The 26,092-nt window shown below is 71.4% G+C and carries 26 protein-coding genes and 1 pseudogene; 20 read left to right on the top strand and 7 right to left on the bottom strand.

What is annotated here, in order from left to right; genetic code table 11:
- Nucleotides 1-275 precede the first annotated feature (275 nt).
- The 3 genes and pseudogenes from SSNG_RS02840 to SSNG_RS02845 all read left to right on the top strand — a co-directional run bounded on the left by SSNG_RS02840 (nucleotide 276) and on the right by SSNG_RS02845 (nucleotide 3,472).
- Complete coding sequence (locus SSNG_RS02840) at nucleotides 276-902, top strand: response regulator transcription factor (protein ID WP_241695200.1); 627 nt, start codon at nucleotides 276-278, stop codon at nucleotides 900-902.
- Nucleotides 899-2,021: pseudogene (locus SSNG_RS39040) on the top strand (histidine kinase). Before SSNG_RS02840 ends, SSNG_RS39040 begins: the two are co-directional and overlap by 4 nt.
- 188 nt (nucleotides 2,022-2,209) lie before the next feature.
- On the top strand, nucleotides 2,210-3,472 hold the full coding sequence (locus SSNG_RS02845) for a hypothetical protein (protein ID WP_128636842.1): 1,263 nt from the start codon (nucleotides 2,210-2,212) through the stop codon (nucleotides 3,470-3,472).
- 112 nt (nucleotides 3,473-3,584) lie between these two features.
- On the opposite strand, the gene SSNG_RS02850 is transcribed toward SSNG_RS02845, so the two are convergent.
- Nucleotides 3,585-4,190, bottom strand: coding sequence for a GPP34 family phosphoprotein (locus SSNG_RS02850; RefSeq protein ID WP_007262285.1), 606 nt, complete (start codon nucleotides 4,188-4,190; stop codon nucleotides 3,585-3,587).
- Nucleotides 4,191-4,860: 670 nt separating this feature from the next.
- Here SSNG_RS02850 and SSNG_RS41705 point away from each other — a divergent pair.
- From SSNG_RS41705 to SSNG_RS02935, 17 genes are all read left to right on the top strand, one after another.
- On the top strand, nucleotides 4,861-5,037 hold the full coding sequence (locus SSNG_RS41705) for a hypothetical protein (RefSeq protein WP_165364963.1): 177 nt from the start codon (nucleotides 4,861-4,863) through the stop codon (nucleotides 5,035-5,037).
- An 87-nt stretch (nucleotides 5,038-5,124) separates the two neighbouring features.
- Nucleotides 5,125-6,207: a PqqD family protein gene (locus tag SSNG_RS02855; protein ID WP_128636844.1), complete on the top strand. Its 1,083-nt coding sequence runs from the start codon at nucleotides 5,125-5,127 to the stop codon at nucleotides 6,205-6,207.
- Between the two features lie 706 nt (nucleotides 6,208-6,913).
- The gene (locus SSNG_RS02865; protein WP_050779524.1) at nucleotides 6,914-7,657 is read left to right on the top strand and encodes a TldD/PmbA family protein; all 744 of its coding nucleotides are present in this window, start codon (nucleotides 6,914-6,916) and stop codon (nucleotides 7,655-7,657) included.
- Nucleotides 7,654-9,006 (top strand): metallopeptidase TldD-related protein, encoded by a 1,353-nt coding sequence (locus tag SSNG_RS02870; RefSeq protein WP_129593276.1) that lies wholly within the window; start codon nucleotides 7,654-7,656, stop codon nucleotides 9,004-9,006. The genes SSNG_RS02865 and SSNG_RS02870 overlap by 4 nt, the downstream gene beginning before the upstream one ends.
- Nucleotides 9,003-9,950 (top strand): ABC transporter ATP-binding protein, encoded by a 948-nt coding sequence (locus SSNG_RS02875; RefSeq protein ID WP_007262291.1) that lies wholly within the window; start codon nucleotides 9,003-9,005, stop codon nucleotides 9,948-9,950. The genes SSNG_RS02870 and SSNG_RS02875 overlap by 4 nt, the downstream gene beginning before the upstream one ends.
- Nucleotides 9,947-10,741: an ABC transporter permease gene (locus SSNG_RS41710; RefSeq protein ID WP_042800445.1), complete on the top strand. Its 795-nt coding sequence runs from the start codon at nucleotides 9,947-9,949 to the stop codon at nucleotides 10,739-10,741. Before SSNG_RS02875 ends, SSNG_RS41710 begins: the two co-directional genes overlap by 4 nt.
- Before the next feature lie 3 nt (nucleotides 10,742-10,744).
- Nucleotides 10,745-11,539, top strand: coding sequence for an ABC transporter permease (locus tag SSNG_RS02885; protein WP_007262293.1), 795 nt, complete (start codon nucleotides 10,745-10,747; stop codon nucleotides 11,537-11,539).
- Between the two features lie 68 nt (nucleotides 11,540-11,607).
- The gene (locus SSNG_RS02890) at nucleotides 11,608-12,879 is read left to right on the top strand and encodes a hypothetical protein (protein WP_007262294.1); all 1,272 of its coding nucleotides are present in this window, start codon (nucleotides 11,608-11,610) and stop codon (nucleotides 12,877-12,879) included.
- Nucleotides 12,880-12,925: 46 nt separating this feature from the next.
- Complete coding sequence (locus tag SSNG_RS37690) at nucleotides 12,926-13,876, top strand: nucleoside-diphosphate kinase (RefSeq protein WP_007262295.1); 951 nt, start codon at nucleotides 12,926-12,928, stop codon at nucleotides 13,874-13,876.
- A complete protein-coding gene (locus SSNG_RS02900; RefSeq protein WP_042800446.1) occupies nucleotides 13,873-14,208 on the top strand; it encodes a (2Fe-2S)-binding protein in 336 nt (111 codons plus the stop codon). Before SSNG_RS37690 ends, SSNG_RS02900 begins: the two co-directional genes overlap by 4 nt.
- Complete coding sequence (locus SSNG_RS02905) at nucleotides 14,195-15,181, top strand: acetylxylan esterase (RefSeq protein ID WP_007262297.1); 987 nt, start codon at nucleotides 14,195-14,197, stop codon at nucleotides 15,179-15,181. Before SSNG_RS02900 ends, SSNG_RS02905 begins: the two co-directional genes overlap by 14 nt.
- On the top strand, nucleotides 15,178-16,152 hold the full coding sequence (locus tag SSNG_RS37695; protein ID WP_007262298.1) for a nucleoside-diphosphate kinase: 975 nt from the start codon (nucleotides 15,178-15,180) through the stop codon (nucleotides 16,150-16,152). Before SSNG_RS02905 ends, SSNG_RS37695 begins: the two co-directional genes overlap by 4 nt.
- Nucleotides 16,149-16,805, top strand: a complete 657-nt coding sequence (locus SSNG_RS02915) for an MOSC domain-containing protein (protein ID WP_007262299.1) — start codon at nucleotides 16,149-16,151, stop codon at nucleotides 16,803-16,805. The genes SSNG_RS37695 and SSNG_RS02915 overlap by 4 nt, the downstream gene beginning before the upstream one ends.
- Nucleotides 16,802-17,467 (top strand): hypothetical protein, encoded by a 666-nt coding sequence (locus SSNG_RS02920; protein ID WP_007262300.1) that lies wholly within the window; start codon nucleotides 16,802-16,804, stop codon nucleotides 17,465-17,467. The genes SSNG_RS02915 and SSNG_RS02920 overlap by 4 nt, the downstream gene beginning before the upstream one ends.
- On the top strand, nucleotides 17,464-18,195 hold the full coding sequence (locus SSNG_RS02925; protein WP_007262301.1) for an HAD family hydrolase: 732 nt from the start codon (nucleotides 17,464-17,466) through the stop codon (nucleotides 18,193-18,195). Before SSNG_RS02920 ends, SSNG_RS02925 begins: the two co-directional genes overlap by 4 nt.
- A complete protein-coding gene (locus SSNG_RS02930; RefSeq protein ID WP_042800447.1) occupies nucleotides 18,179-18,658 on the top strand; it encodes a CYTH domain-containing protein in 480 nt (159 codons plus the stop codon). The genes SSNG_RS02925 and SSNG_RS02930 overlap by 17 nt, the downstream gene beginning before the upstream one ends.
- 152 nt (nucleotides 18,659-18,810) lie before the next feature.
- A complete protein-coding gene (locus tag SSNG_RS02935) occupies nucleotides 18,811-19,020 on the top strand; it encodes a hypothetical protein (RefSeq protein WP_007262303.1) in 210 nt (69 codons plus the stop codon).
- A gap of 70 nt (nucleotides 19,021-19,090) precedes the next feature.
- Here SSNG_RS02935 and SSNG_RS02940 read toward each other — a convergent pair whose 3' ends face one another.
- The 6 genes from SSNG_RS02940 to SSNG_RS02965 form a co-directional block, all read right to left on the bottom strand.
- Nucleotides 19,091-20,563, bottom strand: coding sequence for a sialidase family protein (locus SSNG_RS02940; protein ID WP_050779527.1), 1,473 nt, complete (start codon nucleotides 20,561-20,563; stop codon nucleotides 19,091-19,093).
- Between the two features lie 249 nt (nucleotides 20,564-20,812).
- Nucleotides 20,813-21,019, bottom strand: coding sequence for a hypothetical protein (locus tag SSNG_RS02945; RefSeq protein WP_007262305.1), 207 nt, complete (start codon nucleotides 21,017-21,019; stop codon nucleotides 20,813-20,815).
- A gap of 543 nt (nucleotides 21,020-21,562) precedes the next feature.
- Nucleotides 21,563-22,021 (bottom strand): hypothetical protein, encoded by a 459-nt coding sequence (locus SSNG_RS02950; protein WP_007262307.1) that lies wholly within the window; start codon nucleotides 22,019-22,021, stop codon nucleotides 21,563-21,565.
- Nucleotides 22,000-22,335, bottom strand: coding sequence for a hypothetical protein (locus SSNG_RS02955; RefSeq protein WP_129593277.1), 336 nt, complete (start codon nucleotides 22,333-22,335; stop codon nucleotides 22,000-22,002). Before SSNG_RS02955 ends, SSNG_RS02950 begins: the two co-directional genes overlap by 22 nt.
- 251 nt (nucleotides 22,336-22,586) lie before the next feature.
- A complete protein-coding gene (locus SSNG_RS02960) occupies nucleotides 22,587-24,065 on the bottom strand; it encodes a branched-chain amino acid ABC transporter substrate-binding protein (protein WP_042800448.1) in 1,479 nt (492 codons plus the stop codon).
- Nucleotides 24,066-24,069: 4 nt separating this feature from the next.
- A complete protein-coding gene (locus SSNG_RS02965; RefSeq protein ID WP_042800450.1) occupies nucleotides 24,070-26,070 on the bottom strand; it encodes a hypothetical protein in 2,001 nt (666 codons plus the stop codon).
- Between the last annotated feature and the right edge of the window lie 22 nt (nucleotides 26,071-26,092).

The following is a 26,092-nucleotide window of genomic DNA, read 5'->3' on the forward strand; positions in this document are numbered from 1 at the left end:
CGCGCCCCGCCCGCCGGCCCGCCGACGGGCCGGAGCGCACCCCCCGAACGGCTGGAGCCGACCCGCCGGGTGTCCACAGTGCGGGGGTGATCAAGCCACCGCGTACCCTGCCGGGCGTACGGTCGACGTCAGGCGAGCACCGTACGAGCGCGCGGAGCGCCCGGCTGTACGGGTCGCCGAGAAGCGGGACAGGGCAGACGAGAGCGTGAGGCGGAACGCCGGTGATCCGGGTAGTGGTGGTGGACGACGAGGCCCTGGTGCGGTCGGGCTTCCAGATGATCCTGAACGCGTCCGACGGCATCGAGGTCGTGGCGACCGCGGAGGGGGCGCAGGCCGCCGACGTGATCCGGCGGGAGCTCCCGGACGTCGTCCTCCTCGACATCCGCATGCCGGACGTGGACGGCCTGACGGTACTGCGGCAGATCCAAGAACTCCCCGAACCGCCGCACGTGGCCATGCTGACCACCTTCGACACCGACGAGTACATCCTCACCGCACTGCGCTCGGGAGCCTCCGGCTTCCTGCTCAAGGACACCGAGCCCGAACAGCTCGCCCAACTGGTCCGCACCCTGGCCGCGGGCGGGGTGGTGATGTCCCCGAAGGCCTCGCGCGCGCTGCTGCGCGGCCACCCGGGAGCGGGAGCACCCCAGGACGCGGACGTCGCACGCGTCGGCCTCCTCAGCGACCGGGAACGCGACGTCCTCGTCCTGATCGCCGACGGACTGTCCAACGCCGACATCGGCACCCGCATCCACCTGAGCCAGGGCACCGTCAAGGACCACGTCAGCTCGATCCTCACCAAACTGCGGGTCACCAGCCGCGTCCAGGCCGCCCTGCTCGCCGAGCGGGCCGGACTGCTCAGCCGCAGCGACGGCGACACGACCCGGGACAACGGCCGGTGAGCACGGGCCGGGAACTGTGGCGGCGGGTGCCGCCCTGGGCCGTCGACGCGGGCCTGGTCGCCCTGGCCGCGCTCGACGCATGGATCAACCTCTTCGGCGACGCGACCCCGCTGATGTGGGCCTGCGCCGCCGTGGGCTCGGCCGGACTGTTCCTGCGCAGGCGCCTCCCCCTGGCCGTCTTCCTGCTGACGATGCCCATGGCCCTGTTCATGGACGTGGCGGTCGCCCCGATCGCCGCCCTGTACACACTGGCCGCGTCCACCCGCAACCGCCCCCTGCCGGCCGGCTGCGCCCTGCTGAACGCGGCCGCGGACACCCTGTCCTGGCCCCTGTCCCACACGTTCACGGGCGACCGGACCTGGACGCTCGTCCAGTTCGTCTACACGCTGGCCACGGCGTTCGCCCCCGTGCTGTTCGGCCAGCTCGTGCAGGCCAGGCGCGACGTGGCCCGCCAGCTCGTCGAAGTCGAAGAGGCCCGGGAACACGAACGCGCCCTGTACGCCCAGACCGTCCTCGCCCGCGAACGCGCCCAACTGGCCCGCGAGATGCACGACGTCGTCTCCCACCAGGTCAGCCTCATCGCCGTCCAGGCGGGAGCCCTGCAGATGGCCTCGAAGAACCCCGACACCCGCGAGGCCGCCCGCACCATCCGCACCCTCAGCGCGAACACCCTCGACGAACTCCGCCACATGGTCACCCTGCTCCGCGCCTCCGGCGGCAAGGCGACCGAACTCACGCCCCAGCCCACCCTCGCCGACCTCCAGCAGCTCATCGCCAACAGCGGCATCCAGACCACGCTGACCGGAGAGCTCCCTCCCGGCATCAGCACCACCGCCCAGCGCACCGTCTACCGCACGGTCCAAGAAGCCCTCACCAACGTCCGCAAACACGCCCCCGGCGCCCGAGCCGACGTACGGCTGTGGCACGACGCGCACCACTTCGGCGTCACCGTCACCAACACCGCCCCCACCCGCCCGTCCGTCGCCCTGCCCAGCGCCCGCCAGGGCCCTCATCGGCCTGAAGGAACGCGCCGACCTCCTCCACGGCACCCTCACCGCCGGCCCCACCCCGGAGGGCGGGTACGGGGTCGACCTACGAGCTCCCGCCCGGCCCGCCTGAACGGCCGAAAGCAGGCCGTCCTTCTTCCAGTCGGTCCACGGTTCCTGGCGCAGATGGAGGCATATCACTCCAGAACGCGACAGTTTTTGATCCCTTTTGGCCAGTTGTGGTATAGACCTGCCGTTTCCGGCGGCGCTAGTTTCCCTCACACTCACCTCACAGACCACGCACAGCAGAGGAAGGCAACGATGCGCCGCACGACAACCCGCCCGGGCCGAGGGCTCGGAGCGCTCTTAGCCACCGCGACGGCCGCCGTGGGCCTGGCCGCCACGCCGGCCGCCGCCGCGCCCGCCGCCGCCACCCCGGCCGCTTCCGGGCAGGCCGTCCAGCCCGGCCAAGCCTGTACCGCGGCCGATCTCGGTACCCGCCACCCGATCATCAAGACGACCGAAGTCACCCCGACGATCACCCACTTCAAGGGCTGGTACGTCACCCAGGGCTCCACCGGCAGCCATACCGTCACCACCAGCACCCAGACCACCATCTCGGTGTCCGTCGGCCTCAACGGCACCGTTCAGGGAAGCTTCGCCGTCGAGGCCCTCGGCAGTGTCGGCGCGAGCCTCGGCCTGAACGTACAGGTCAACTACTCCTCCACCAGCAGCGAGTCGAACTCCGTCTCCTGGAACTTCCTGCAGCCCGGCTACTACGGCCTCTACAAGGGCACCAAGAAGGTCACCGGCACCTACGGCAGCCTCAACTGCAACCGCGCCCAACGGGGAGACGGCAGTTGGGCACTGAAGTGGACCGAGGGCCCTGACAGCGGCAGTTACACCACCTACACCGCCCTCGAAGAAGGCGCGGTGCGCTGCGAGGACAAGGTCCCCGCCAACAGCATCATGGCCAAGGCCCAGGTCCTGTTGGACTGCGGCTCCCCCGCCGCCACCGCGAAGCACGCGGCAGGTCCCGTCCCCTCGGCCAAGGCCGACCAGGCCAAGCACGACGCCGACGACGCCGCCGCAGCAGCAGCCGCCCAGGCCGCCAGGCCCGCCCCGCGCGCCGCCCTGAACTGCCAGCCCGGCGCCTACAAGATCGACGTCCCGGGCAAGCCCCTGAACTGGAGCGCACCGCTCCTGGCCAACGACGGCATCCGCCTGCGCGAATCCACGTTCTTCAGCGCCCACCTGGACAACTGGCGCCTGTGCAACGTGACGGAGAAGAACGGAGTCCTCGAGGCGTCCCTGTGGAACTGGGGCAACGGCGGTTGCGCGACCATCCCGGCGGACATCGCCAACCAGGAGCAGGCCTACCTGACGACGGCCACCTGCGGGGAGGACGACCTCCAGCGGTTCTACATCTACCGCGACGTTCCCGGCAGCACGAAGATCGGTCTGCAGAACAAGTACACCGGCTCCATGATGGGCCACGACCGGTACGCCGACGGGGAACTCATCCGCCAGTACTCCAGCGGCCGGCCCGACGGAACGGGTACCTACACCCTGACCGGAGTCTGACGACCCCCACCCCGTGAGCGCGGCCCCGCACGTGAACCCCCGGCTCCGCAGGGTTCCGTGCGGGCCCTCCGCGCCTCTCCCGAGCCCAGCCCTGCCCCCGCGGGGGCAGGGCTCAGGGGGCCCGCCAGACGTTGGCGAAGGCCGCGTTCTCGATGGACCGCCGCTGGCGCACCGCCTCCAGTTCCATCACGGCGTCGTTGACGGCGGCCAGCACGGTGGTCACCGCTTCGCCGTCCGGGCCGGGGGCGTCCGCGGAGGGTCCGCGGCGGATGCCGACGGCCATGGCGAGGGCCCGGAGGACGGGTTCGTCCTCCTCCCAGCGCCTGCGCGCCCGCTGCCGGGCCGGAGAGTCGACGAGTTCCAGGTGCCCGGCCCCGAACGACAGGTACCCGCGCCGCGCCGGGGACAGCAGGCCGTCCTCCTCGAACACCGCCTGGTAGGCCGCGGACAGGTCGCGGCCCCTGCGCCACAGCCAGTCGTCGACGCGCTCGTACGGCTCCTGCCGTCCGAGCGCCGACGCCGCCACCCCGAGCAGTCGGTCGTCCAGCGCCGGCTGCGGGCCGGGCAGGATGAGGTCGTCGTCCAGGGTGACGGCCTCCGCCGCGACGAGATCGATCAGTTCGGCACCGGCCAGGGCCAGGGACAGGTCGCCCTGTCCCACAGGGCGCTCGGGCGCAGACTCCAGGGCGACGATGAACAGGTCTTGCGCCGTGGTCATGAAGGGCTCCCTCGTGGTCGGCCGAACCATCTCCCGTCGCTGCCGGCGACGGCGCGGGTGCGATGCAGGTGCGGGGCAAGTATCGCCCGGGAGAACCTCCCCGACGCAGAGCTCGCGCGCCCGGCCTCCCAGCGTGCAACTCCCGTGCTCTCCGCAGGAGAAGGGCAGGGCCGCAGGCCAGGCTGCCGTAACGGGGGTCCTGTCCGGATATCGGCCACATAGCCGGTTAACGGCGACTAACCCATTTGGCCGCCGGTGAGAAGCTGGTCCGTGCGGCGGGTTAGACACTTTGTTGTACTACCCCTGTGAACCACCAAAAGATCTTGACGTTCCTCCAGGCCGTGGATAAGTTTCAGTCGACCTACACGGGGGAGCGGATGCGGGCCTGAAGGCGCCGCATCAGAACGGGGAGTCGGGGAGTTCGCGGCTGATTCAGCCCATGTACCGCAGTGACTCGCGGTTTCTTCGGGCACGGCCGTACGTCTGTGCATTTTTCTTGGCCGCGCGGTGATTTCGGCATACCTGCATGCTGTTTTCATCCCCTTCTTTTCCTCTCACCTGGCGTGAGTCCTTCCACAGAACTTCGGAATCGCCCTGCCTGCGCACCTGTGCGCAGCAATGGGGTGTGCCCGATGGGAGTCCTGCAGCTCGCAGGCTCCTGAGCGCCCAAGTGGGCGACTACGTGTTCAAGGAGGTGAAAAACATGGAGAACCTGGACGTCATCGAGGTTGAGGACGACATCGTCGAGTTCGAGTCCGCCGAGGACAACGCCGCCAACGTCGGCAACATCGGCAACATCGGCAACATCGGAAATATCGGCAACATCGGCAACATCGGCAACATCTGATGAAGCTGGCTGGCGGGGGCCTCCCGGCCCCCGCCACATTACGGAAGGGATGTACCGGACGTGGCGCGCTCGGTCATAGAAGAAAAGATGGAAGCGGCGCGCAAGCTGGCCCGCGTGCTTTCCGACCAGAATGACGGGTCAATCGACTCGATTTACATAGCGGGAAGCCTGACGGCCGGACTCGGGAATCCCACCAGTGATGCCGATTTGTTCGTCCTCTATGCCGACGAAGCGGCCATGGGCGATGACGTCTCGCAGTACAACGTCGACGGGCACCGCGTGGACGTGGAGCGCTACACCCTCGCCTTCGTCGAGGAGGCCGTAGGCGAAATCACGTCGTTCCGCCTCCGTCGCGACAACCTGACGGATCTTCACAAACTGCCGTCCAAGCTGGACTTCGTCTGCCGCCTGTACACCTCGGAGATCCTGCTCTCCTCCCCGGCGCTCGCGGCCTTCCAGCAGCGCATCGACGAGTCCATCGGCGCCATCCGCCAGGTCGCGGTGAACCACTCGGCCATCGCGATCAACGGCCACCTCGAGGACTTCCTCGGTGCCTCCGTCGACGGCGACCTGGAGACGGCCGCACTGGTCGGCCAGGAACTCACCGCCTACGCCGGCAAGGCCGTCGCGGCCGCCTCGGGCGACCTGTACCACAGCAAGAAGTGGGTCTACAAGCAGCTCGCCCGCACCCCCGTCGCAGGCTTCCCGAAGGCCGCGTTCACCGACTTCCAGCGCGGCACCTGGACCGACCGTGGCACCGCGGCCGCCGAAGAGCTGGTGTTCTTCGTGCAGACCTGCATCGCCGCCAGCCAGCTCCTCAGCCGTCAGAACGTCTCCCTCGACGTCTGGCCGGCCTGGACCGCCCCCGCCGTGCCCGCCGCCGACGGCCTGTGGCGCAACCCCTCGTACAACGTCCTCGGCCAGGACGAGGGCGTCCTCCTCCACTGGGAGCTGCGCCGCCAGCTGATGCTGCGCGACCCGGCCGCGTTCGTCTGGGCGCTGTGCGACGGCCGCGGGCCGCAGGACGTGGTGAAGGCCGTGGAACAGCTCGCCGAGCACGTTCCCGCCCTGAAGACGATGACCGCCGAGCGCGTCGAGAAGCTCCTGGCGTCGCTGCGCGAGCGCGACCTGGTGCAGCCGCAGCCGTACTCCGTCCTGCGTTCGATCTGACCGGGGCGCACGGCGATGGGAAGCGTGATGAGTGAAGGACCCGGGCAGCCGGGGAGGTCCGGGGGGCCCGCGGCGGGGCACGACGACGGTGCGGGGCAGCTCCTGGAGCTGGCCCAGTGGGCCGTGGAACGGCTGCGGGGCTCCGCGGACTACGTGCAGGTCTACGCCGAGAGCACCCTGGAGGTACGCGTCGAGTGCCTCGACGGGGACGTCCTCGCCACCTGCGCCGAGCCGCGCGACGGGCTCGGCGCGATGGTCCGCACCGGCGACCGCTGGCGCCACCGTGCCTTCCCGGTGACCGAACTCGACGCGCTTCCCTCCTGGTTGGACGCAGCGCAGTCCTCCGCCGCCGGTCCCGTGAGCCCCACCGGGTCCACCGGGTCCACCGCGTGGTGGCCGGAGCGCGAAGACATCCGCTTCACACCCGTGGCCGCGCAGGACTGGCTCGTCCACGAGGCCTCCGTGCCGCACTCCCTGCGCACGATGGAGGACTTCACCGCACGCACCATCGCCGTCGCCGACACCGACGGCGTGCGGGCGAGCTCCGCCTCCCGCCTCGTCCGCCGCCGCGTCGAGGCCACCGTCACCACCGGCGGTGGCCGCTACCGCGGCCTCAACCGCTGGCTCGAACGCGGCCCGGCGGCCGGCCACGGCGCGGACAACGGGGCCACCACCCCGCAGGACGTCGCCCGCGTGGCCCTCGGCCATGCGCACGACTCCCGCACGAGCCGCCCTGCGCGGCCGCCACCGCACCCCCGTCGTCTTCGGCCCGACCGCGGCCGTCGGCTTCCTCCACGAGCTGGTCGGGCACGCCCTCGAGGGCGACAACTTCGCGATGACCAGCGACTACGTCACCGCACTGCGCAAGCCCGGCGCGGTCCCCGAGCTGCTCACCCTGCACGACGACGCCACCCTCGCCGACGGCTACGGCTCCTACGCCATCGACGACGAGGGCGTCGAAGGCCGCACCACCGTCCTGGTGGCCAACGGGGAGATCGGTTCGCCGCTCACCTCGGTACGCGCGGCCCAGCGCCACGGCTACACCCCCACCGGCAACGGCCGCCGCCGCGACTACCGCGAGCTTCCGCTGCCCCGGGCCAGCAACACCGTGGTTCCGCCCGGCACCGAAGACCCGGCCGCGCTCGCCGAAGCCTCCCGCGAGGGCCTGCTGCACGTCGGCTGCCTGGGCGCCGGGATGATCAACCTCGCCACCGGAGAGTTCTCCTTCGCGGCCCTCAACTGCACCTACCTCACCCCTGACGGGCACCGTGTCCCGGTCCGCGACGTCAGCCTGTTCGGTGACGCCCTGGACACGCTGCGCCGGGCCGAGGCGGTCGGTTCGGACTTCGGCGGCGACAGCATCACCTGCGGAAAGCAGGGCCAGATGATCGGGATCGGTCTCTTCTCGCCCTCGATGCGCTACTCCGCCCTGGATTGGAGCGCGGCATGAGAGTGCTGGAGACCAGAACCGCCGAGGCCCTGGCCACCACGGCCGCCGTCGAAGCCGCTCTGCGCACGGGGGAGCACGCGTCCACCCACCTCGAACGGACCACCCGGCGCCGGCTCACCGTCGACCCGGCGGGCCGCAAGCGGCTCTTCCACGACGACGCCGGCTTCGGCGGCTTCGTCCGCCTCGGCCACGCCGGCCGGGAGCTGTACCTCAACGCCGGGCAGCTCAGTGAACGGGGAACGGCCGCCCTCCTCGCCACAGGACGCCGGCTCTTCCACCTCGGCAGCCCCCTGCCCGCCACCGAGCGGATCCCGGCCCACCACCGCGCCGCTGCCCCGGACGGCGGCTGGCAGACCACCACCGGCCGGCTCGACATGGCGTCCGCCGCCGCAGGCGCGGCCGACCTCCGTGATGCCGTCGCCGCCCGGCTGGGCGCCGGACAGCACCTCGGAGCCCTGCAGATCTGCGACCAGCTGCGCGAGTCGGTCCACGCCCACACCGCGGCCGCCCCCGCCTGGGACCAGTGCTACGGGGTCGAGCTGACGGCCGTCGCCACCAGCGCCGACGGCGCCCGCGCGGTCTCCGCCTCCCGGTACGCCACCGGGCTCGACGCGATCGACCCGGCCTGCCTGGGCCGCGAACTGAGCCTCATGGAGACGGGCATGGGCGCGGGCGAGCGCCCCTACGAAGGCCCCCGCGTCGTCTTCGCCCCCACCGCCACCGCCCAGCTGCTGCGCGCTCTGACGAGCACGCTCCTGCTCAACCCCCTCACCCGTCCGGCTCCCCTGATCACGTCGCTCGTGGACGAGGGCCCCCGCCCCGACGCGTGGGGCGCCCGCTCCTTCGACTGCGAGGGCACGGCCACCGGAGCCACCGCCCTCGTCGGCCCGGACGGCGTCCAGCACACCGTCGCCACCCGCAAGGCGCACGCCGGCGGTGAGGGCGCCGAAGCGGCCACGGCCGGCCTGCTCACCGGGCACGCCTGGTGGAACCCGCTGAAGAACTTCCCCCAGCTCGGCGCGGGCAACGTCCGCCTGACCCCGGCGGGCGCGGGCGCCGGCCTGCTGGACGGCGAACGCTGCGTGGTCGTGGACGCCCGCACCCTGGGCGTCGAGGAGTTCCGCTCCGGCGGACAGCTCGCCTTCCGCCTGCTGGCCGCCCGCGCGGTGGACGGCGTCCCTCAGGAAGCCTTCCGTCCTATGTCCGTCGAGGGCGAGGCCATCGACTTCCTCGCGTCCGTCACGGCGGTCGGCGAACACGTGTCGTACTTCCCCGGACAGATCTCCGCCGGTGGCGGATACCTGGAGATGGATCTCAGCCGGGTCACCTCGAAAGCGAGAGAACGATGAACACACCCGGCAAGGGCCTCGAAGCCCGGGGGCTCGTCCGCGAGTTCACGGCCAAGGACGGCACCGCGCGCCGGGCGGTCGACGACGTCACGCTGACCGTCGGCCCCGGTGAACTGGTCTCCGTCCTCGGCCCCAACGGCGCGGGCAAGACCACCACCGTCAAAATGCTCACCGGCCTGCTGCTGCCCACCTCCGGCACCGTGCTGATCAACGGGCACGACGTCGTGCGTTCCCGCCGCCGCGCCTCCCTGGCCTGCGGATTCAGCCTCGGCGGCGACACCGGCCTGTATCCGAGGCTGACCGCCCGGCAGAACCTCGAGTTCTTCGGGCTGATGTACGGCCTGCGCGGCGCGCGGCTGGAGGCCCGGGCCGGGCTGCTGCTCGACGAGGTCGGCCTCGCCGACCGCGCCGGTGACCTCGTGGGCTCCTTCTCCCGTGGCATGAAGCAGCGCCTGCACCTGGCGCGCGCCCTGCTCCACGACCCGGCCGTGCTCATCCTGGACGAGCCGTCCGCCGGTCTCGACCCCCAGTCCGCCGCCGCCATGCGCGCCCTCGTGGCACGGCTGGCGGGGGAGGGCCGCAGCATTCTGCTGACCACCCACGACATGCGCGAAGCCGAGGAACTCAGCAACCGCATCGTGCTGATGAAGGGGGGCCGCGTCCACACCGAGTCCACGGCCGCCGAACTGCGGCTGACCGCCGCCGAACGCCTGGGACACGTGGTCAACACCGTCTTCTCCGCCGCGCGGGTCCCCGACGGGACCGGCGACTGCCCCGGGCTGATGTCCGCCGAGCAAAACGGCGCCGCCCTCACCCTGCGGGTGTCCGACGGGGCCGCCGCCGTCCAGTGGCTGCTCGCCACCTTCCCGGGCATGACCAGCAGCGTCGCCGTCACCCCGCCCACCCTAGAAGAGGTCTTCCTCGACATGGTGGCGACCTCATGACGGCCCTGACCCCCCAGTCGGCCGAGGCCGCCGGCCGTCTCGGCTGGCCCCTGCCCACCTTCCTGCGGGCCCTGGCCGACCAGTTGCGGATGCACGCCTCCAGCCCCATGGCCGTCTTCTCCACGCTGGCCATGCCCTGCGTCTTCGCGTTCGTCGTGCACGCCAATGCCACCGGCGCCGCCCGCGAGACTTCCGGTGACATGGCAGTGGGCTCCGCGGGCATCGGCATGCTCGACTCGATCATCGTGCTCGTCGTCGTCAGCCTGCTCGGCGAGAAGCAGTGGAAGACGCTCTACGCGGCCCTCGGCAGCCCCGGCGGCCTCGTTCCGGTGGTCCTCGGCAGACTGACCGGCACCGCCGTCCAGTCGCTGACCGCTCTGCCGGGCACGCTGGTCATCCTGCTGCTGCTGTTCGGCCTCGGCGACGGCTTCGACTGGGCGCGCTGGCTCGCCGGCGGAGTCCTGCTGGCCTTCGCGACCGCCTCCGTGGTGGGCCTGCTCGGCTTCGCGGTGCTGCGCTTCCCCTACTCGGCCGGCATGACGAACGGACTGACCGGCCTGGTGATGGCGCTCAGCGCGCTCATCGTCCCGCAGTCCGCCCTGCCGGGCCCCGTCCAGAAGCTCGCGCTCGTCATCCCGCAGTCCCACGTCATGGCCTGGGTCCGCGGCGGCGGTACCGGCGAACTGCTCGCCGCCCTCGCCCTGACCGGCGTCTTCTGCGGACTTGTCGTCCTCGCCGTCCGGCGGCTGGAGAGCACCGCTCGCCGCCAGGCCCTACCCCTGGAGGCGTGACCCATGGCCCCCCTCACGGAGGACCGCCGGGGAAGCGCCGCCGGCGCCGCCCTGCACGGCGCGGCGCTCTCGTACCGCGCCCTGTTCACCTGGCTCAACCCGCTCGGCTACCTCAGCTCCCGCATCGTCCGCCCGATCGGCACGGCGATCGCGTTCATCTCCCTGTCCACGCACTACGGGGCGGCCGCCGGGCGCATGCTCATCGCCTGCAGCCTGCTGGCGGGCGCCGGCGCCGTCGTGTACGGCATGGCCCTGTCGATCGGCAACGAGCGCTCGTTCGGGACGCTGGGGATCTGGCTGGCCTCACCCCAGAACAAGCTGGCCTCGGCCTGCCAGCGGGCGCTGCCGCACATCGTGGACGGAATCGTCGGAGGACTGTGCACGTACCTCGTGTGCTGTCTGCTCTACACCACCCTGCCGATGGGAGTGGCGGAGTTCTCCGGCCTGCTGGCCGTCGGCGTACTGACCACCGCCGGTTTCGGCCTGTCGCTGTCGGCGCTCGCCCTGGTCGTCGAGGACCTGTTCGTGGGGCCGAACACGGCGGAGCTGATCCTCATGATCCTGTCCGGCACCCTCGTGCCGCAGGACCGGCTGCCCGGTTTCCTGGTGCCCGTCAGCCAGGCCATGCCCCTCAGCCACGTCATGAGCGCGGTCGAGCGGAGCCTCGCGGGCCGGGCGTACGGGGCGGCCTTGCCGGCCGAACTGCTCGTCGGAGCCGTCTGGTTCGCGGTCGGCGTGCTCTTCCTGCACCTGGCGGTGCGCCGCGCGTCCGCCCGCACCGCGCTCGGCAACGCCTAGGGCCTGCCGAGCCCGGCCTGATCCGAAAGACAGGCCCTGAGAACACCCAAGAGAGAAAAGTGAGCGACATGTCTACCTTCAGCCCCTCGGCGAACGCCTGGATCGACCCGCGCGGATCCTTCGCGGCCACCGCCGGCCGACGTGACGGCCTGATCGTCCGGGACGGCCTGACCCCCCGTCCGCTGGGCGCCGACGAGCCCTACTTCGTGCCCTCCCTGCCCGTCGAGGTGCACTGCCACGGGCTGGGAGACGTCGACTTCTCCAACTTCGCGGAGATCGACCTCCACGCGGTCGACAAGCACGCCGCGTCCGAGGGCCTGCTGTGCATCCCCACCCTCTACCTCCAGCAGGAGCGGCTCGACGGCTTCGTGGAGTTCATGCGGGGCTTCGCCGCCCTGAAGGCCGACGGACAGCTGCCGTTCATCCCCGCCATCGCCCTGGAAGGTCCGCTCGTCGCCAGCTTCGGCGGCACCCCGGCCTCCTCGGTGTGGGCGCCCTCCAAGGAGGAGTGGGAGAAGCTCGCGAGCTGTGGTCCCCTCGGCCTCGTCTACATCATGATCTCCCCGGACGCCCTCCAGTCCAGCTCCTACCTCGCGGCCCAGTTCACCCCGGACCACCCCCCGCTGGAGTGGATCGTCACCCGCCTCGTCGAGAACGGCATCCGGCCGGCCCTCGGCCACTTCGCCAAGGAAAACCCGCAGATCGGCGCCGACTGCATCGAGGAGGTGCTCGCGGCGGCCGAAGCGGCCGACTGCCCGCACACCGGCGTCCGCGTGGTCACCGACCACCTCTTCAACGAGATGCCGCTGCTCATCAAGCACGCGTTCCGCACCTCCAGGGCCCGCGCCAACCGCGACGCCCTGCTGGCGAGCTACGACCTGCCGTCGTGGAACCTCGCCGACCTCCACGAGCAGGTCGGCCCCGTCCCGGCCGCCATCATGCGCGGCGCCCACCAGGGCCGCATCGCGGCCTGCCTGAACTTCGACGGCGAGCACGTCGACTTCGCCATCGCCAAGCGCGCCATCGAGATCGTCGGCCCCCACAACATGATGCTGATGACCGACCGCAGCGACACCGCGCGCCTCGCCGGCCAGGACCTCCACCAGGAGGCCGGCAGCGACCTCTGGTACCAGGAACAGGGCGTCGTCGCCGCCGGCACCCAGCCGATCGACCAGCAGATCGCCAACGTCAGGGCCCTGGGCGTCGGCGAGAGCGACATCTGGCACCTGGTCTCCTTCACCGCCTACCGCACCTTCTTCCCGGAGATCGACCTCACGGGAACGCAGTTCGGTCGCGGCTGCCACGTCGACGCCGAGCGCCGTCGCATCGCCCTGCTCTGAGCACGACGCGACCGCGGACCGTAGTGAAAGCACAGCAAGGAGCACCATGATGGGGACGACGGGGAACCCCGGCGAACGCATGCACGACATACCGCCGCGGCTGCTGGCGGCGATCACCCGCTCACCGGTCAAGGCCCGGCTCTTCGGCGCGGACACCTATCTGCGCGAAGCCGCCTGGACCTTCGCCGACCACGTGGACGACGTGCTCGGCACCGCCCTGTGCGTGCTCAAGCCGGACGCCGCCGTCGGACGCCGCTACGGCACGGCCGTGGAAGCGCTGCGCGACCACGGCTTCCGGCCCGTCGACGTCCTCCGGGTGCGCCACAGCAGGCTGACGATCCGCGAGACCTGGCGCTTCCAGCTCAACTTCGCCGACCGCGAGCGGATCGCCACCATGGACCTCTACCTGCGGTCCCTGGACAGCGTCCTGCTGGTCCTGCGCGACGAACGCCACCGGCCGGGCGCCGTTCCCGCCTCGGTCCGGCTCGCCTCCCTCAAGGGCCCCGCCACCGCTGAGCTGCGCCGCCCCGAGCACCTGCGCGAGCGGCTCGGGGCGCTCAACGGCCTGTTCAACTTCGTGCACACCGCCGACGAACCCATCGACGTCCTGCGCGACCTCGGACTGCTGCTGGAAGAGGGCGACCGGATCCGCGTGCGCACGCGGATCCTCGCCCGCCACGACGCGAGCGAGGAAGCGCGCCGGGTCTTCGACGCGATCGAGAGCGCGACGCCCCCGCACGACCTCGACCCGGAACGCAGCTGGCAGCGGCTGACCCGGTCCGCCGCGCCCGCCGGTGAAACCGCCCGCGCCAGGGCGGCGGGCCGGACCGTCACCGCGACCGAACTGCTGCGCGCCGCCCAGCACTCCGACGCGGACCCGGCCGACCTGTGGGACCTGCTGTCCGTCCTCACCACGAGCGTGCGGTTCAACACCCCGGGCATCGAGCGGCTCTTCCCCAACGTCCTGCTCAGCGCCTGGGAGGAGGACCCGCGATGACCAGCCCCCACGTGTGCGTCTGCCACCGCGTCACCGAGGACGAGATCATCGGCTTGATCCGGCGCGGGATCACCACCGCCGACGGCATCGGCGAGCAGTGCGGGGCCGGCCAGGGCTGCGGAGACTGCCGCGAGATGCTCGACGAGCTCATCGAGGACTTCGCCGAGGACCTCGCCGACGGCTTGCCCGAAGACGTCACTCACGGCTTGGCCGAGGACCTCCGCCCGGACCCGGCCGAGGACTCCGCCCGGGAGGCCGGCCTCGCCATTGCCACGACGGACGGCCACGGGAGCCACGAGCACGCGCGGGCGGTGACCGGTGCCCGCCACTGACGACCACGAGCAGCCCGCAGCGTTCTGGCGCACCACGCTGGAAGAGGCCGCGGTCTTCTCCCTCGCCACCGAAGCCGTCAAGGAAGCCACCCCGCTGCCCCGCACCGCGGTGTACGACTTTTCCTTCGCCGGCGCCCACGGCCACCGGATCGGCGGCTGGCTCCTCCTGCCCGCCGACAGCCCCCGTCCCCTGCCCTGTGTGGTGCAGTACCTCGGATACGGCGAAGGCCGAGGCCACGCGCTCGACCGGCTGCTGTGGCCGGCCCTCGGCTACGCCACCCTCGTCGTCGACACCCGCGGCCAGAGCGGCGCCGGCGGCCGCCGGGGCGCCACCCCGGACCCGGTCGGCCTGACCCACCCGCAGGTCCCCGGCTTCACGACGCGCGGCGTCCTCGACCCCGGCTCCTACTACTACCGCGACGCGTACACCGACGCGGTACGAGCGGTCGAGGCCGCCGCCTCCCACCCCGCCGTCGACCCCGCACGCATCGCCACCGCCGGCTGCAGCCAGGGCGGCCAGCTCGCCCTGGCCGCAGCCGTGCTGAGCCCCTTGGTCGCCGCGGCGCTCGTGGAATCACCGTTCCTCTCCGCCGTCACCGACCTGGGCCGCCTGCCCGACCGGCAGCCCTACCGCGAGCTCCTGCGCTTCGCCGAGTCCTACCCCGACCTCGCCCCGCGCGCCCTGCGGACCCTGGGCCTGTTCGACGTGGCCCGGCTCGCCGCCCACGGCCGCTGCCCGGCGCTGTTCTCCGTGGCCGGGCGCGACCTGCGCTGCGCACCGGAAACCGGGTACGCCGCCCACGCGAACTACCCGGCCGAAAAGGAGCTCCTGACCTGGCCGACGGCCGAGCACGCCGCTCCCAACACCCCGCTGCGACTGGCCGAGGCCCGGTTCCTCGCATCGGTCTTCTCCCGGCCTCAGGCCGGGGCCCGCACCCCCGCCTTCTGGCAGGAAGGACACGACCAGACATGAGTCTGCTGCGCTCCGACAGCCCGCCCGTCGACAGGCTGACCGAGGTCGGCGCCGACATCCGCGACGCCGTCACCTGGTCCCGGGAGAAGGCCGACCTGTACGCGGTCGACCAGTACTTCCGCGAGGCGTGCTGGACCTTCGGCGACATGACCGAACAGATGCTCGGCGTCGCGCTGTGCATGCTGAAGTCCGAGGCCACCGCCGGACGCCGACTGCGGCCCGCTCTGCGCATCCTGCGGGAAGAGGGCTTCCACCCCGTCGACATGGTGCGATTCCGGCACGACCGGCTCACGATCCGCGAGGTGTGGCGCTACCAGTTCAACATCGCCTCCCGCGAGCGCATCGAGGCGATGGACGTCATCCTGCCGAGCACTGACACCATCGCCCTGGTCCTGCGGGACGAGCGGTGGACCCCGGGCGCCCTGCCCGCCGCGGTCCGCCTCAACGCGCTCAAGGGACCGGCCGACCCGGCCCTGCGCGGACCCGAGCACCTGCGCCACCGGCTCGGCGTCGTCAACGGGCTCTTCAACTTCACCCACATCTCCGACGAACCGGCCGACGTGCTCCGCGAGATCGCCGTGATCTGCGACGAACCCCGGCGCGAACTCATGCGCCGCCGCATCCTGGACGGGCACGACGCCCGCGTCGAGGTGCTCACCGCCTTCCAGGACCTCGAAAGCCGCCACCCCGCGCACGACTTCGACCTGGAGGCCAGTTGGGGGCGGCTCGCCGAGGCCCCCGGCCCGCTCGGGGAACCCGCCCGCCGACGCGCCCAGGGCACACCGCCGCCACTCGCCGAAATCCTCGAACTGACCCGCGCCACGCCCGTGGACAGCCCCCACCGCTGGGACCTGCTGACCGTGTTGACGCACCAGCTGACCCGGATGAACACCCCCGGCGTGACGCCCACCGTCCCCAACGTCACCCAGGCATGGCAGCCGGCCGGCCACCCGGCGGGAGCCGCCTCGTGAGCGCCGTGCTGGCCACCGTCAACCTCGGCGTCGAGCGCACCGGATCCTGGACGGACGTCGGCCGCAGCGGCATCGACAAGCGCCCCGTCCCGCACCGGGTGACGGCACGCACCTGGGGCCTGGAAGGCGATCTGGTCGCCAACCCGAAGGTGCACGGCGGCCCCGACAAGGCCGTCTACGCCTTCGCCCGCGAGGACGCCGTCTTCTGGGAACACGAGCTCGGCCGCGAGGTCCTCCCCGGAAACGTCGGCGAGAACTTCTCCACCACCGGCCTGGACATCACCGGCGCCGAAGTCGGGGAGCAGTGGGCCATCGGGGACGCCGTCTTCGAGGTGATCAGAGCCCGCAAGCCCTGCCGCGTCTTCGCCGGCTTCTGGGACGTACCGGACCTCGTCACCCGGTTCATCGCCCATGGCGCCCCCGGCGCGTACCTGCGCGTGCTCAAGGAGGGCACCGTCGGTGCGGGCGACCCCATCGAGATCGTCAAGCGCCCGGGCCACGGCGTCACCATCGGGCTGATGCTGCGCGCCCTGACCACCGAAAGGCACCTGCTGCCCCGCTTCCTCGACGCCCCGCAGATGCTTCCCAAACACCACGAAAAGGCCCGCCAGTGGCTGGCCGCCCACCACGAGACGGAAAGTGTGACGCGATGACGACGACCACCCCGCAGCCGCTGATCGACCCGGCCCGGCTGGCCGCGCTGGACTGGAACGACATGCCGGCCCTGCACGGCCCCATGGAAGAGCTCCTCGGCGAGCTGGTGTCGTCCCCGACCTGGCTGAACGACGCCTTCGACCACGTGCTGCGCACCCCCGAACTCCTCGGCCAGTGCGAGCGCCTCCAGGAACTCGACCGTGTCGTCCTCGTCAACGACAAGGCCAGCGACGTACGCGTACGGCTGCACGTCTTCACCGGCAGCGGCTTCGACCGCCCCCACAACCACCGGTGGAGCTTCGGCAGCCGCATCCTCCACGGCAGCTACCAGCACCACCTCTTCGGCGACTACGAGAACCTGGACACCTCCACCCGCATCGGCGCCCCCGCTCTGGTCCGCGAGGAGACCGCCGGATCCGGCTACGTCATCCGCCACACCATGGTCCACACGGTCAGCTCCGCGCCCGGCACCACCTCGCTGATCGTCCGCGGCCCCGCGGAGAAGGACCGTTTCGTGGTGATGAACCGCGACACCGGCGAGGCCTGGTGGCAGTACGGCCAGAAGGCGGAGAAGCCCGAGGACCAGGCCAAGCGGCAGCTCGGGGCGGAGCGGGTCGAGGAGATCCGCCGCCTCCTCATCAGCCAGGGATGCATCCGTTGAACGCGCACCCGGCCGAACCGGCCGAACCGGTCGAACCGGTCGAACTCGTCATCTTCGACTGCGACGGCGTCCTCGTCGACAGCGAGCCCATCGCCGTCCGCACCCATGTCGCACTCGGGGCGGAGCTGGGCTGGCCGCTGACCGAAGCCGAGGTCATGGAGCGCTTCGTGGGCCGCTCCACCACCTCCATCGGCGAGCAGATCGCCGAACGCGTCGGCCCCGCCACCGCCCGGATCTGGGACGAGCGCTTCCGCGAGATGCACGCCCAGGCCGTCGACACCGGCCTGCAGGCCGTCGACGGGATCGAGGAAGCACTCGACGGCCTGCACGCCGCGGGGCTCGGCCCACAGCAGTGGTGCATCGCCTCCAGCGGCAGCCACGACAAGATGCGGCACACCCTGGGCCGCGTCGGCCTCTACGACCGGTTCGACGGCCGGATCTTCAGCGCCCACGAGGTCGAACGCGGCAAGCCCGCTCCCGACCTCTTCCTGCACGCCGCCCGTTCCATGGGCGTGGAACCGGCGCGCTGCGCGGTCGTCGAGGACAGCCGCTTCGGCATCCAGGCCGCCGGGGCCGCGGGCATGCGCGGCTTCGGCTACGCGGGCGGCCTCACCCCCGCCGCGTGGCTGACGGCGCCTCACACGGTCGTCTTCACCGACATGCGCCGGCTTCCGGCGCTGATTCCCGCACCCCGGCAGGAGGAGAACGGCCGTGCCCCTGGAAATTGAGCGCAAGTTCCTTCTCGACGGCTTCACGCCGCCGCCCGGCGCGCACGCGCAGCCCATCGAGCAGGGCTACATCGCGATCACCCCGGACGGCACCGAGGTGCGGCTACGCAGCATCGACGGCGCCTACGTCCTCGGCGTCAAACGCGGCACCGGCTCGCTCGCCCGCACCGAGGTCGAGTGCCCGCTCAGCCGGGCGGAGTTCGAGGAGCTCTGGCCGGCGACGGCCGCCGCCCGTCTGGTGAAGACCCGCTACACCGTTCCCCTGGACACCGCCGTGGCCTCCGTCGACGTCTACGCGGAGTCCCTCGCGGGCCTGTGTACCGCCGAAGTCGAGTTCCCCTCGCTGGAAGCGGCCGAACGCTTCGCCCCGCCGTCGTGGTTCGGCCCGGAGGTCACCGGAGCCAAGCCCTACAAGAACCGCACCCTGGCCACCGAAGGCCGCCCTCCGCAGCCGGGCCTCTGAGGCCGTGGAACGCGTCTCGCCTCCTGGAGGAGTAGCGGTCCGGGGCGGGCGCGAGGTTTCACCCGAATGGCGCAACATAATGCGCCACCCGAATGGATGAAGATCAGGCTGGCTAGTGCCCCAACCGAGGCAATGCGTGAAAGGGGAACCACATGCGCATTCGAAGAATGATCGCCGCCGTGTTCGCCACGGCAGCCCTCGCCGGGCTCGGCCTCACAGGCGCCGCGGCCGCCACCGCCGCCACCACTCAGGGCGTGCCATCCTCCGTCACCCCTTCCGAGTGCAAGCAGGGCGGCGGAACCGCCGATCTGACGACCAACGTCTGCACGGGCGGCATGTACGACGGGGAGCAGATCGACTGAAGCAGATCGACTGAACCCCGCAAGGCGCCCCGCAGCCACGCGCCGCGGGGCGCTCCCGCACGTGTGCCGGTCAGCCGGTGCGGAAACTGCCGGTGTACACGTCCGTGCGGTTCTGTGGTGCGCCGGAGTGGGTCTCGGTGAGCACCGCCCGCACTCCCTTGCCGTCTGCCACGAGGCCTTGGTAGTCGCCGAGGAAGTAGCCGCCGGCGAACGGCGCCTGCAGCCAGTCGAAGACCCGCGAGATCCGTCGTTCGGTCTGCAGTCTCGGGTTTCCGTGCGGCAGTGTGGCCAGCTGGTACGCGGTGGGCAGGGTGGTGGTGTCCCCCGGCTCGAGGAAGCGCAGGTCGTAGTAGGTGAGCGCGACCGTGCCCCGTTCGTCGACCGCGATCGACGGGGAGAAGGCCGGCACGCCGTCGGGGCTGATCAGCTCGGGGCTCCCCCAGGTGCGCCCGCCGTCGGTGGAGCGCACCAGCTGGACGGAGTTGAACGCGCCGCCGGAGAAGTCCGCGCCCTCGTAGGCCATGTACAGCGTGCCCGTCCCGGGGTCGACGGCCGGGCTGGGCAGGGTGGACGCGGCGCGCAGCGGCTTGGTGGGATCGTTCGGGTCGACTTCCGGCACGGCGGTGTCCCGTGCCACGGTGACCGGTGAGCTCCAGGTCGCTCCGGCGTCCGTCGACGTGACCATCGCGTAGTGGGCGTCGAGGACGGTGGTCAGGTCGTCGGCCACGGTGATCATGTCGAAGAAGTCGTACAGGGTGCCGGTGCGCCGGTCGACGACGATGAGGTGGCCGATGGTCTGGGTGTTGGGCACGGCACTGGTGTCGACGAACCGCCGGGCCTCGCTCCAGGTGCGGCCGCCGTCGCGGGTGAGGGAGATGTAGCCGGGACCGTCGATGCCGCCGGGGCCGGGCGGGTCGTTGTCGAGGCGGTCCCAGACCTGGTAGGCGGTGCCCTCGCGGATCGGGTCGGCGGTCAGTGAGGGCTTGTCGTTGAAGAACGGCTGCTCGTCGACGTGCGTGGTGGTGAGGTTCTGCCAAGTGCGGCCGCCGTCACGGGAAGTGGCGGTCAGAAGGGCGCTGCGCGTGCTCTTCGTGAAGTCGACCCCCTCCCCGCTCGCGTAGACCGTGCCGTCCGGCCCGGTGCTCACCCAGGGGTCGGAGGCCCGTTCGTAGTCCGCGCCGCCGGGGGCGCACAGGCTGAACGGCAGCGTGCTCCGGTGGAAGGTCTCGCCGTCCGCGGACCAGGAGGCCGCCAGGCCACGGGCAGCACCGTCGTTCCAGCGGTCCTGCTGGAACACGGTGACCACGCGCTTGGGGTCGCGCGGATCGACGGACAGGTACGGCTCGACCTCGGTGCCCGGGTAGACGACGCTGTCGGGGGACCTGGCGCCGATGGTGCACTTCGCGTACGGGTCGCCTTGGGACACCTTCACCAAGGGGGTGCCGTCGGGGTTCCGGTCTGCTGGCGCAGGGGTCGCGCCGGTGACCGTGACGAGCAGGAGCGCGGCGGTGGTGGCGGCTGTCAGGGGCAGGCGGACGCGCATGCGGGATCTCCTCCGGGCCTGTCGGCCGGGATGCGGGACCGCCGTGGTCGGGGCGGCCTTGGGCACGGAGGCATACCGCGTCGAGCGCGAGGGTGGGGCGACTCCGCCTGATCCTTTTCGGCGTTGCGGCCGGAGCTCTTGATGGGCCGAACGACGGAGTCGGCTCCGGGGGCGTAGAGGCGCACGACGGAGCCGACCGGCGAGTGCTGCGGCAGTCGGCTCTCTGGTCGTGCTGATACCGCGGACCGGTCAGGTGATGGGCGACGTGGTCCCGTCAGGCAGCGTGCAGTAGTCGCCGGCGTAGGGGCGTCCGACGATCTGTCCGCCGGCGGCCGTGCAGTCGTCTCTGGAGATGTCCGGAGACGAGGCGGCCCCGGCGCTGACTGCGCCGATGGCGCTCATGCCGGCCAGGGTCGCCGCGGCCAGGGGGAGGCCCAGGATTCTTCGCAGGCGCATGACTTCCTCCTCCTCTCAGGCGCCTTCGTTTCGGCTAACGCGGTTCGTGGGCCGCAGCCCGGCAGGCGCCGGTCGCGGCGCCGCCCGCCACTCCGGCCCCCGTCAGCCCGGACACACAACCCTGCAGGTCTCCGCTCACGCCTCGGCTACAGGCCGCTGTGACGGAGCCGGAGTCGGTGGCGCCGGCCTGTTCTGCCATCTGTGTGCAGGCGGGGATGTCCGCGCGGGCCGCGGGAGCGGCTAGAACCGTTCCACTGAGGGCGAGGGTGAGGCCGGTGAGGGCACCGGCGATACGGGTCGACGTGCGCATGGGGACGCACCTGCCTTCCGGGTCGGTCGCGCGGTCCCGGCCCCAGCGGGCCGGTCCACGCGGTAAGACCGCCTGGCGACGCTCCGTGAACGGCGGCTCGTCCCGGCGGGCTCACACCTCTCCCCAGCGTCGCATCCTCGGAGCGGGAGCGCCCCGTCGCGCCGGGCCGGGCGCCGTGGGGTTGGGATGTGCAGCCTCCGCAGGGCGGGGGCGGTCTCACCCCCGCCCGTCGCTCATGAGTAGCGCCTCGGCTCGCCGGGGCGCTCGAAGTAGAAGCCCCGCGGCCCTTCAGGTTCCGGGGAACCGCCACACAGGCAGGACCGCCGGCCCCCGCCTTCCACCAGCGCGCTACCGTCAAGGACAGGTTTGCCGTCGAAGCGCCGCCCGACAGAGCCGAACAGGTGCGTACCGCGGCCGAGCCGCATCAGCCCCGCGACCACGCGCCACGGCGGGACGGGCAGTCCGCCCGACACCAGCGGAACAAGTAGGAACAGGTTCCTCTTCTCCCGTGCGCTCGGGCCGGTCCACAGCGCAACGACCACTGCCGCGTCCTGCGGCTCGGGAACACAGCCGCGGACGTAGTACGGCCTGGCAATCGGAGTGTCCGTGTAGTGCCAGAGGGCGGCAGAGACAGCACGCTGTGCGCGGGTGAGGCAGCCCTCGGAGCAGGTCAGTTGACCCATGACGGACATTTCTGCATCCCCCGGCAATAGGCCGTGATGACTCCGACCTTCCCCTTCGCCCCGGGTGCTTCGTACCTGCCGTCGTCCGTGGTCCTGGCGTAGCGGACCTTGACCACGAAGTCGACCTGGCGGCCGTTCTTGATGGCCGATCCCCAGTATTCGAGGTTGCGCTGCTGGTCGGAGAGCTTGTCGGGCTTGCCGTTGAGGGCGGCGTTGATCAGCCTGCAGCTCGTGATGCCGTGCGGCCGGGAGAAGTGCTGCCACCCGAGCTCGGAGTTGCCTGTTCGCGTGGGGATGCGACGGCTGTCCCAATCCGTCTGCACGCACCTCTCCGTCGTGTCCCAGGACTCGAGTGGGGCGCCCGCCGGGGCGGCTCCCAGCAGCGCCACGACAGCGACCAGCACGGCCACCCTCTGTAAAGAAGCAGTGATCATCCGCCAAGGATCCCGGCCTCCTCGCCGACGGGTACACGGGCCGCACGTACATTCACCCGAATGCTCCGGCCGCAGCCGCTGGACTCCGCTCCTGGAATCGACGGCGCTCGGGCAGCAGGCGGCCGCCCCGATCGGCGGCGTCACTGCTCCTGCGGCGGCTTGCCCTCCGCCGCCGACACCTCGACGAACTCGACCTGGCCCTTGCCGTCGAGGCGCAGGATCGGGACGGCCTTGTTGCGCGGATTGCCGTTGTTCTGGAAGGAGATGAAGCCGCTGGCCCCGGCCACCTGCTGGGTGCCGTCCATCTGGTGGAACATCCGGGCCACCGCGTCACCGGCGACCTGCCCCTGCCACCGGGCGGCCATCTGGATTCCGTGGGCCGCGGTGAGGACCGCGTCGTGGCCCATCAGCGCCCCGCCGTCCGCACGGGGGTCGTGCGGGAACCACTGGTCCAGCAGCCCGCCCGGCTGGAAGTTCTTCGCGGACGGCGCGGACACCGCCTGTGGCGCGGAGCGGTACATGTCGGGGTGGGAAAGGCCCGTGTAGAGCACCTCGATACCTGTCTCGGCGGCGTGGGCGAGCTGCTCGGCGCTCAGGTTGGTCGTGTCGTCCCCGGCGAACACGGTGAACTGCTGGTCGGTGCAGCTGCGGTTGGAGAGCGCGTCGAGGAAGTGGGTGAGGTGCCTGCCGCGGCCCGCGAAGTAGACGAGCTGCGGGCGCTGCTGGCACAGCTGCCCCGGGATGTAGCGCAGTTCGTTCTGCCAGGCGCTGCTGACGGAGGAGTCGTAGGTCATCCGCTCGGAGACGAGCCTGTGCTTGTCGCCCTCCTGGAAGGCCTTGGTGAAGGCCGTGCCGAGGGTCGAGGCGTAGAGGTTTCCCTCCGCCACGTCCTGGAGGACGACGGCGGTGGCGACGCCGCGCCGTTTGAGGTAGCCGGCGGCCGCGTACGCCTCGTCCTCGTTGGTGGGGGCGATCCGCACGAAGCCGTTGATGTTCTGGATGTTCGTGGCGGTCATGGTGGCGCCGACCATGGCGATGCCGTTCTCGGAGAGGCGCTGGATGGCCGCGAGGTTCTCCTTGGTGCTGGGGCCCAGGCCGGCCACGGCGACGAGCCGGTCGGGGCCGTCCTTGCGGGCGATCAGCTCGTCGACGGTGTGCTTCCACCGCGCGGACCTGCTGCCCGGGTTGGCGATCAGCAGGCGGATCTTGGGGGTGGCGGCGAGGTCGCCCTGGTTGTGACGGTACTGGGCGAGGTAGGCGCCCTGGAGTTCGTGGCGGACGCCCTCGGCCGAGTTGCTGTCCTCGGCCGTCGTGGTGAAGGAGGTGAAGTAGGCGACGCTGACGTACGGTTCCTTGTCGGCGTTGGCGAGGACCCTGCTGTTCTCCTCCTCGATCCTCTTGCTGACGGCGTCGAGGTGCGGGGCGAAGACGTAGGAGCCGTCGGTCACTCCGACGCACTCGTCGTCCGGTCCCTGTTCGACGACTCCGTCCCCGCATCTCGCCTGCCGTTCCTGCAGCCAGCCGGCCCCCAGCCAGAACGCGGCGACCAGTACCACGGCGGCCGCGGCGGCAAGGACGACACGGCGTACGACGTGCAGGGGCCATTCGAGTCTGGGCACGCGCTCAGCCCTCCCAGCCCGCGGTCTGGGGATCACGCCAGTGGCGGTACCGTTCCGCCTCGTTGAACAGAGCCACGATGTCGTTCCTCCGCAGTTGGGACAGCTGGGTGTAGCCGTCGGCCATCAGGTCGCCCAGCCGCATGGCCGGGTCGGCGAGCGGATCGCTCCACACCCAGCGGGTGGTCACCAGGGTGTGGATCACGGACTCGGTGTCCATGACGCGCCCGGGCCTGCGCTGGACGAGCCCGGCGAGGAGTTCCAATGGACCGCTGTCGGGGGGCAGTCGGTTCGGCGCGGCGGTGATCGCGTCGAGCTCGGAGATCCACTGCGCGGCCGGTACGGCGATGAAGCGTCGCGCCAGGTGGGCGGTGACCTCCTCGGTCCGCCCGCGGGCGAGCTGGTGGTACATCTCCTGCACCGGTTTGCCCTCGCCGCGGTAGTACTCGGCGAGGAGTTCGTGCACGGCGTCCCACCTGTCCGGACGTGCCGCGAGCCGCCACAGCAGCAGACGGCGCAGCCAGGGGTGGAGTACGGGGACGACTGCGACCGGCCCGTTCAGCAGCCAGCGGGAACGGACATCGCCGAACAGGGAATCGTCCGGACTGAGCAGCCGGGTGGCGACCGAGAAGTCCCGGGCCGCCGCGCATTCGGCGAGCGTGGCGCGCTGGGTCCCGTCGAAGTCGCGCAAGAGGTGCCCGAGGGCGGTGTCGGCGAGGGAGGCGGAGTCCTCCCCGGCGCGCAGCGGCCTGTCCGGCAGGGTGCGCAGCCAGCGGTCCTGCTGGGGGCCCGACTCCCGAGGGGGCCCGGTCTGGCGGAGTACGTCGAGTACCTGGTGGACCGCGCGCGGCAGTCCGCCGGTGAGGCGGTGCACGAAGGGGGTGAGCCGGGTCAGCGGGGCCAGGTCGCTGTTGCCGCCGAGCTGGAGTTCTATCCGGATCCGCACCTCGTCCAGGTTGAGGTCGCGCAGGCGTAACGGGTACCACCAGGAGTCCTCGCTGTCGCGGGTCGGCCGATGGGCGTTCCAGTCGGCCAGGGAGGCCCGGTCGGGGCCCCGCAGCTGCCACGGCCAGGACTCGCCGGTGGCCGGGCCCCAGCGGGGCAGCCAGCGGTTGGAACTGGCGACGACGGTCAGCGGGTCACTCGCGTGACCGGCGACGACCGTCTCATCGTGCCGGGCACGCAGCAGCAGGTCGAGGAATCGGCGGCCGTACTCGGTGTGGGAGTTGTCGAGGAGCAGGAGGTAGGAGCGGGGCATGAAGTTGCGGGCGGTGTTCCGTCTGAGGTCCTCCAGGAAGGCCGAGAAGAGGACGAGGTCGAGCCGCTCCTGCTCGTTCTCGTCGCCCTCGTGGCGCCAGAGGTTGAGCTCCACGAGCGCCTCCATGGGGTCCGCGCTGCGGGTCATGGGGTGGCGTCCGTACCAGGTGGCCCCGGCGGTGAGCCGGCTGCCCGGTCTGCCGCCGAACAGTCCGGGCATGGTGCGGCGGCCCCGCCGCAGGGCGTCCTGGAAGAGGGCGTGCGCGGCGGTGGAGGCACCTTCGGGCATGCCGACCGCACCCATGGCCACTTCGAAGAAGGCGGCCAGGTAGTCGCCATGCCGGGCCTCGTTCTCCTCCTGGAACCGGTCGAGCTGCCGCCGCACCACACGCCGGCCGTCGGGAAGACTGCGCATGCGCAGCTCCTGGTCGGAGGCGAGCAGGCCGAGGCTGAGCAGCGGGAAGTGGGAACGGCCGTAGCGGGGTAGTTTGCGTTCGAGCTGGCGTGCCAGGAGTCCGAGGGCGTAACGCGGCAGCAGGGACTGGGCCCCGCCGAAGTTGACGAAGGCGAAGGGATAGTCGGGCCCGAAGCGCTCCATGAGGGCGCTGTGCGCCTCGCTGGCTCCGCTGCCCGCGGGGCCGAGCAGTACGGTCAGGGGCCGCTCGGCCGCCGGGTCCTCCTTCAGGCATGCGTCGACCAGCGACAGGATGCCGCTGCGGCCTCGCAGGCCCATGCCCGTACCCGGCTCCATCACGCTTGATCCCCCCCGGGAC

The sequence above is a fragment of the Streptomyces sp. C genome, from assembly GCF_000158895.1.
GTDB lineage: Bacteria > Actinomycetota > Actinomycetes > Streptomycetales > Streptomycetaceae > Streptomyces > Streptomyces racemochromogenes.

Coding starts and splice junctions, on each gene's coding strand:
- SSNG_RS02870 (WP_129593276.1), top strand. CDS start 7,654: ATGAGAGTGCTGGAGACCAGAACCGCCGAGGCCCTGGCCACCACGGCC.
- SSNG_RS02855 (WP_128636844.1), top strand. CDS start 5,125: ATGGAAGCGGCGCGCAAGCTGGCCCGCGTGCTTTCCGACCAGAATGAC.
- SSNG_RS02845 (WP_128636842.1), top strand. CDS start 2,210: ATGCGCCGCACGACAACCCGCCCGGGCCGAGGGCTCGGAGCGCTCTTA.
- SSNG_RS02890 (WP_007262294.1), top strand. CDS start 11,608: ATGTCTACCTTCAGCCCCTCGGCGAACGCCTGGATCGACCCGCGCGGA.
- SSNG_RS02885 (WP_007262293.1), top strand. CDS start 10,745: ATGGCCCCCCTCACGGAGGACCGCCGGGGAAGCGCCGCCGGCGCCGCC.
- SSNG_RS02920 (WP_007262300.1), top strand. CDS start 16,802: ATGACGACGACCACCCCGCAGCCGCTGATCGACCCGGCCCGGCTGGCC.
- SSNG_RS02935 (WP_007262303.1), top strand. CDS start 18,811: ATGCGCATTCGAAGAATGATCGCCGCCGTGTTCGCCACGGCAGCCCTC.
- SSNG_RS02940 (WP_050779527.1), bottom strand. CDS start 20,563: ATGCGCGTCCGCCTGCCCCTGACAGCCGCCACCACCGCCGCGCTCCTG.
- SSNG_RS02965 (WP_042800450.1), bottom strand. CDS start 26,070: ATGGAGCCGGGTACGGGCATGGGCCTGCGAGGCCGCAGCGGCATCCTG.
- SSNG_RS02875 (WP_007262291.1), top strand. CDS start 9,003: ATGAACACACCCGGCAAGGGCCTCGAAGCCCGGGGGCTCGTCCGCGAG.
- SSNG_RS02900 (WP_042800446.1), top strand. CDS start 13,873: ATGACCAGCCCCCACGTGTGCGTCTGCCACCGCGTCACCGAGGACGAG.
- SSNG_RS41710 (WP_042800445.1), top strand. CDS start 9,947: ATGACGGCCCTGACCCCCCAGTCGGCCGAGGCCGCCGGCCGTCTCGGC.
- SSNG_RS37695 (WP_007262298.1), top strand. CDS start 15,178: ATGAGTCTGCTGCGCTCCGACAGCCCGCCCGTCGACAGGCTGACCGAG.
- SSNG_RS02840 (WP_241695200.1), top strand. CDS start 276: ATGATCCTGAACGCGTCCGACGGCATCGAGGTCGTGGCGACCGCGGAG.
- SSNG_RS02950 (WP_007262307.1), bottom strand. CDS start 22,021: ATGTCCGTCATGGGTCAACTGACCTGCTCCGAGGGCTGCCTCACCCGC.
- SSNG_RS02850 (WP_007262285.1), bottom strand. CDS start 4,190: ATGACCACGGCGCAAGACCTGTTCATCGTCGCCCTGGAGTCTGCGCCC.
- SSNG_RS02945 (WP_007262305.1), bottom strand. CDS start 21,019: ATGCGCCTGCGAAGAATCCTGGGCCTCCCCCTGGCCGCGGCGACCCTG.
- SSNG_RS02865 (WP_050779524.1), top strand. CDS start 6,914: ATGCGCACGACTCCCGCACGAGCCGCCCTGCGCGGCCGCCACCGCACC.
- SSNG_RS37690 (WP_007262295.1), top strand. CDS start 12,926: ATGATGGGGACGACGGGGAACCCCGGCGAACGCATGCACGACATACCG.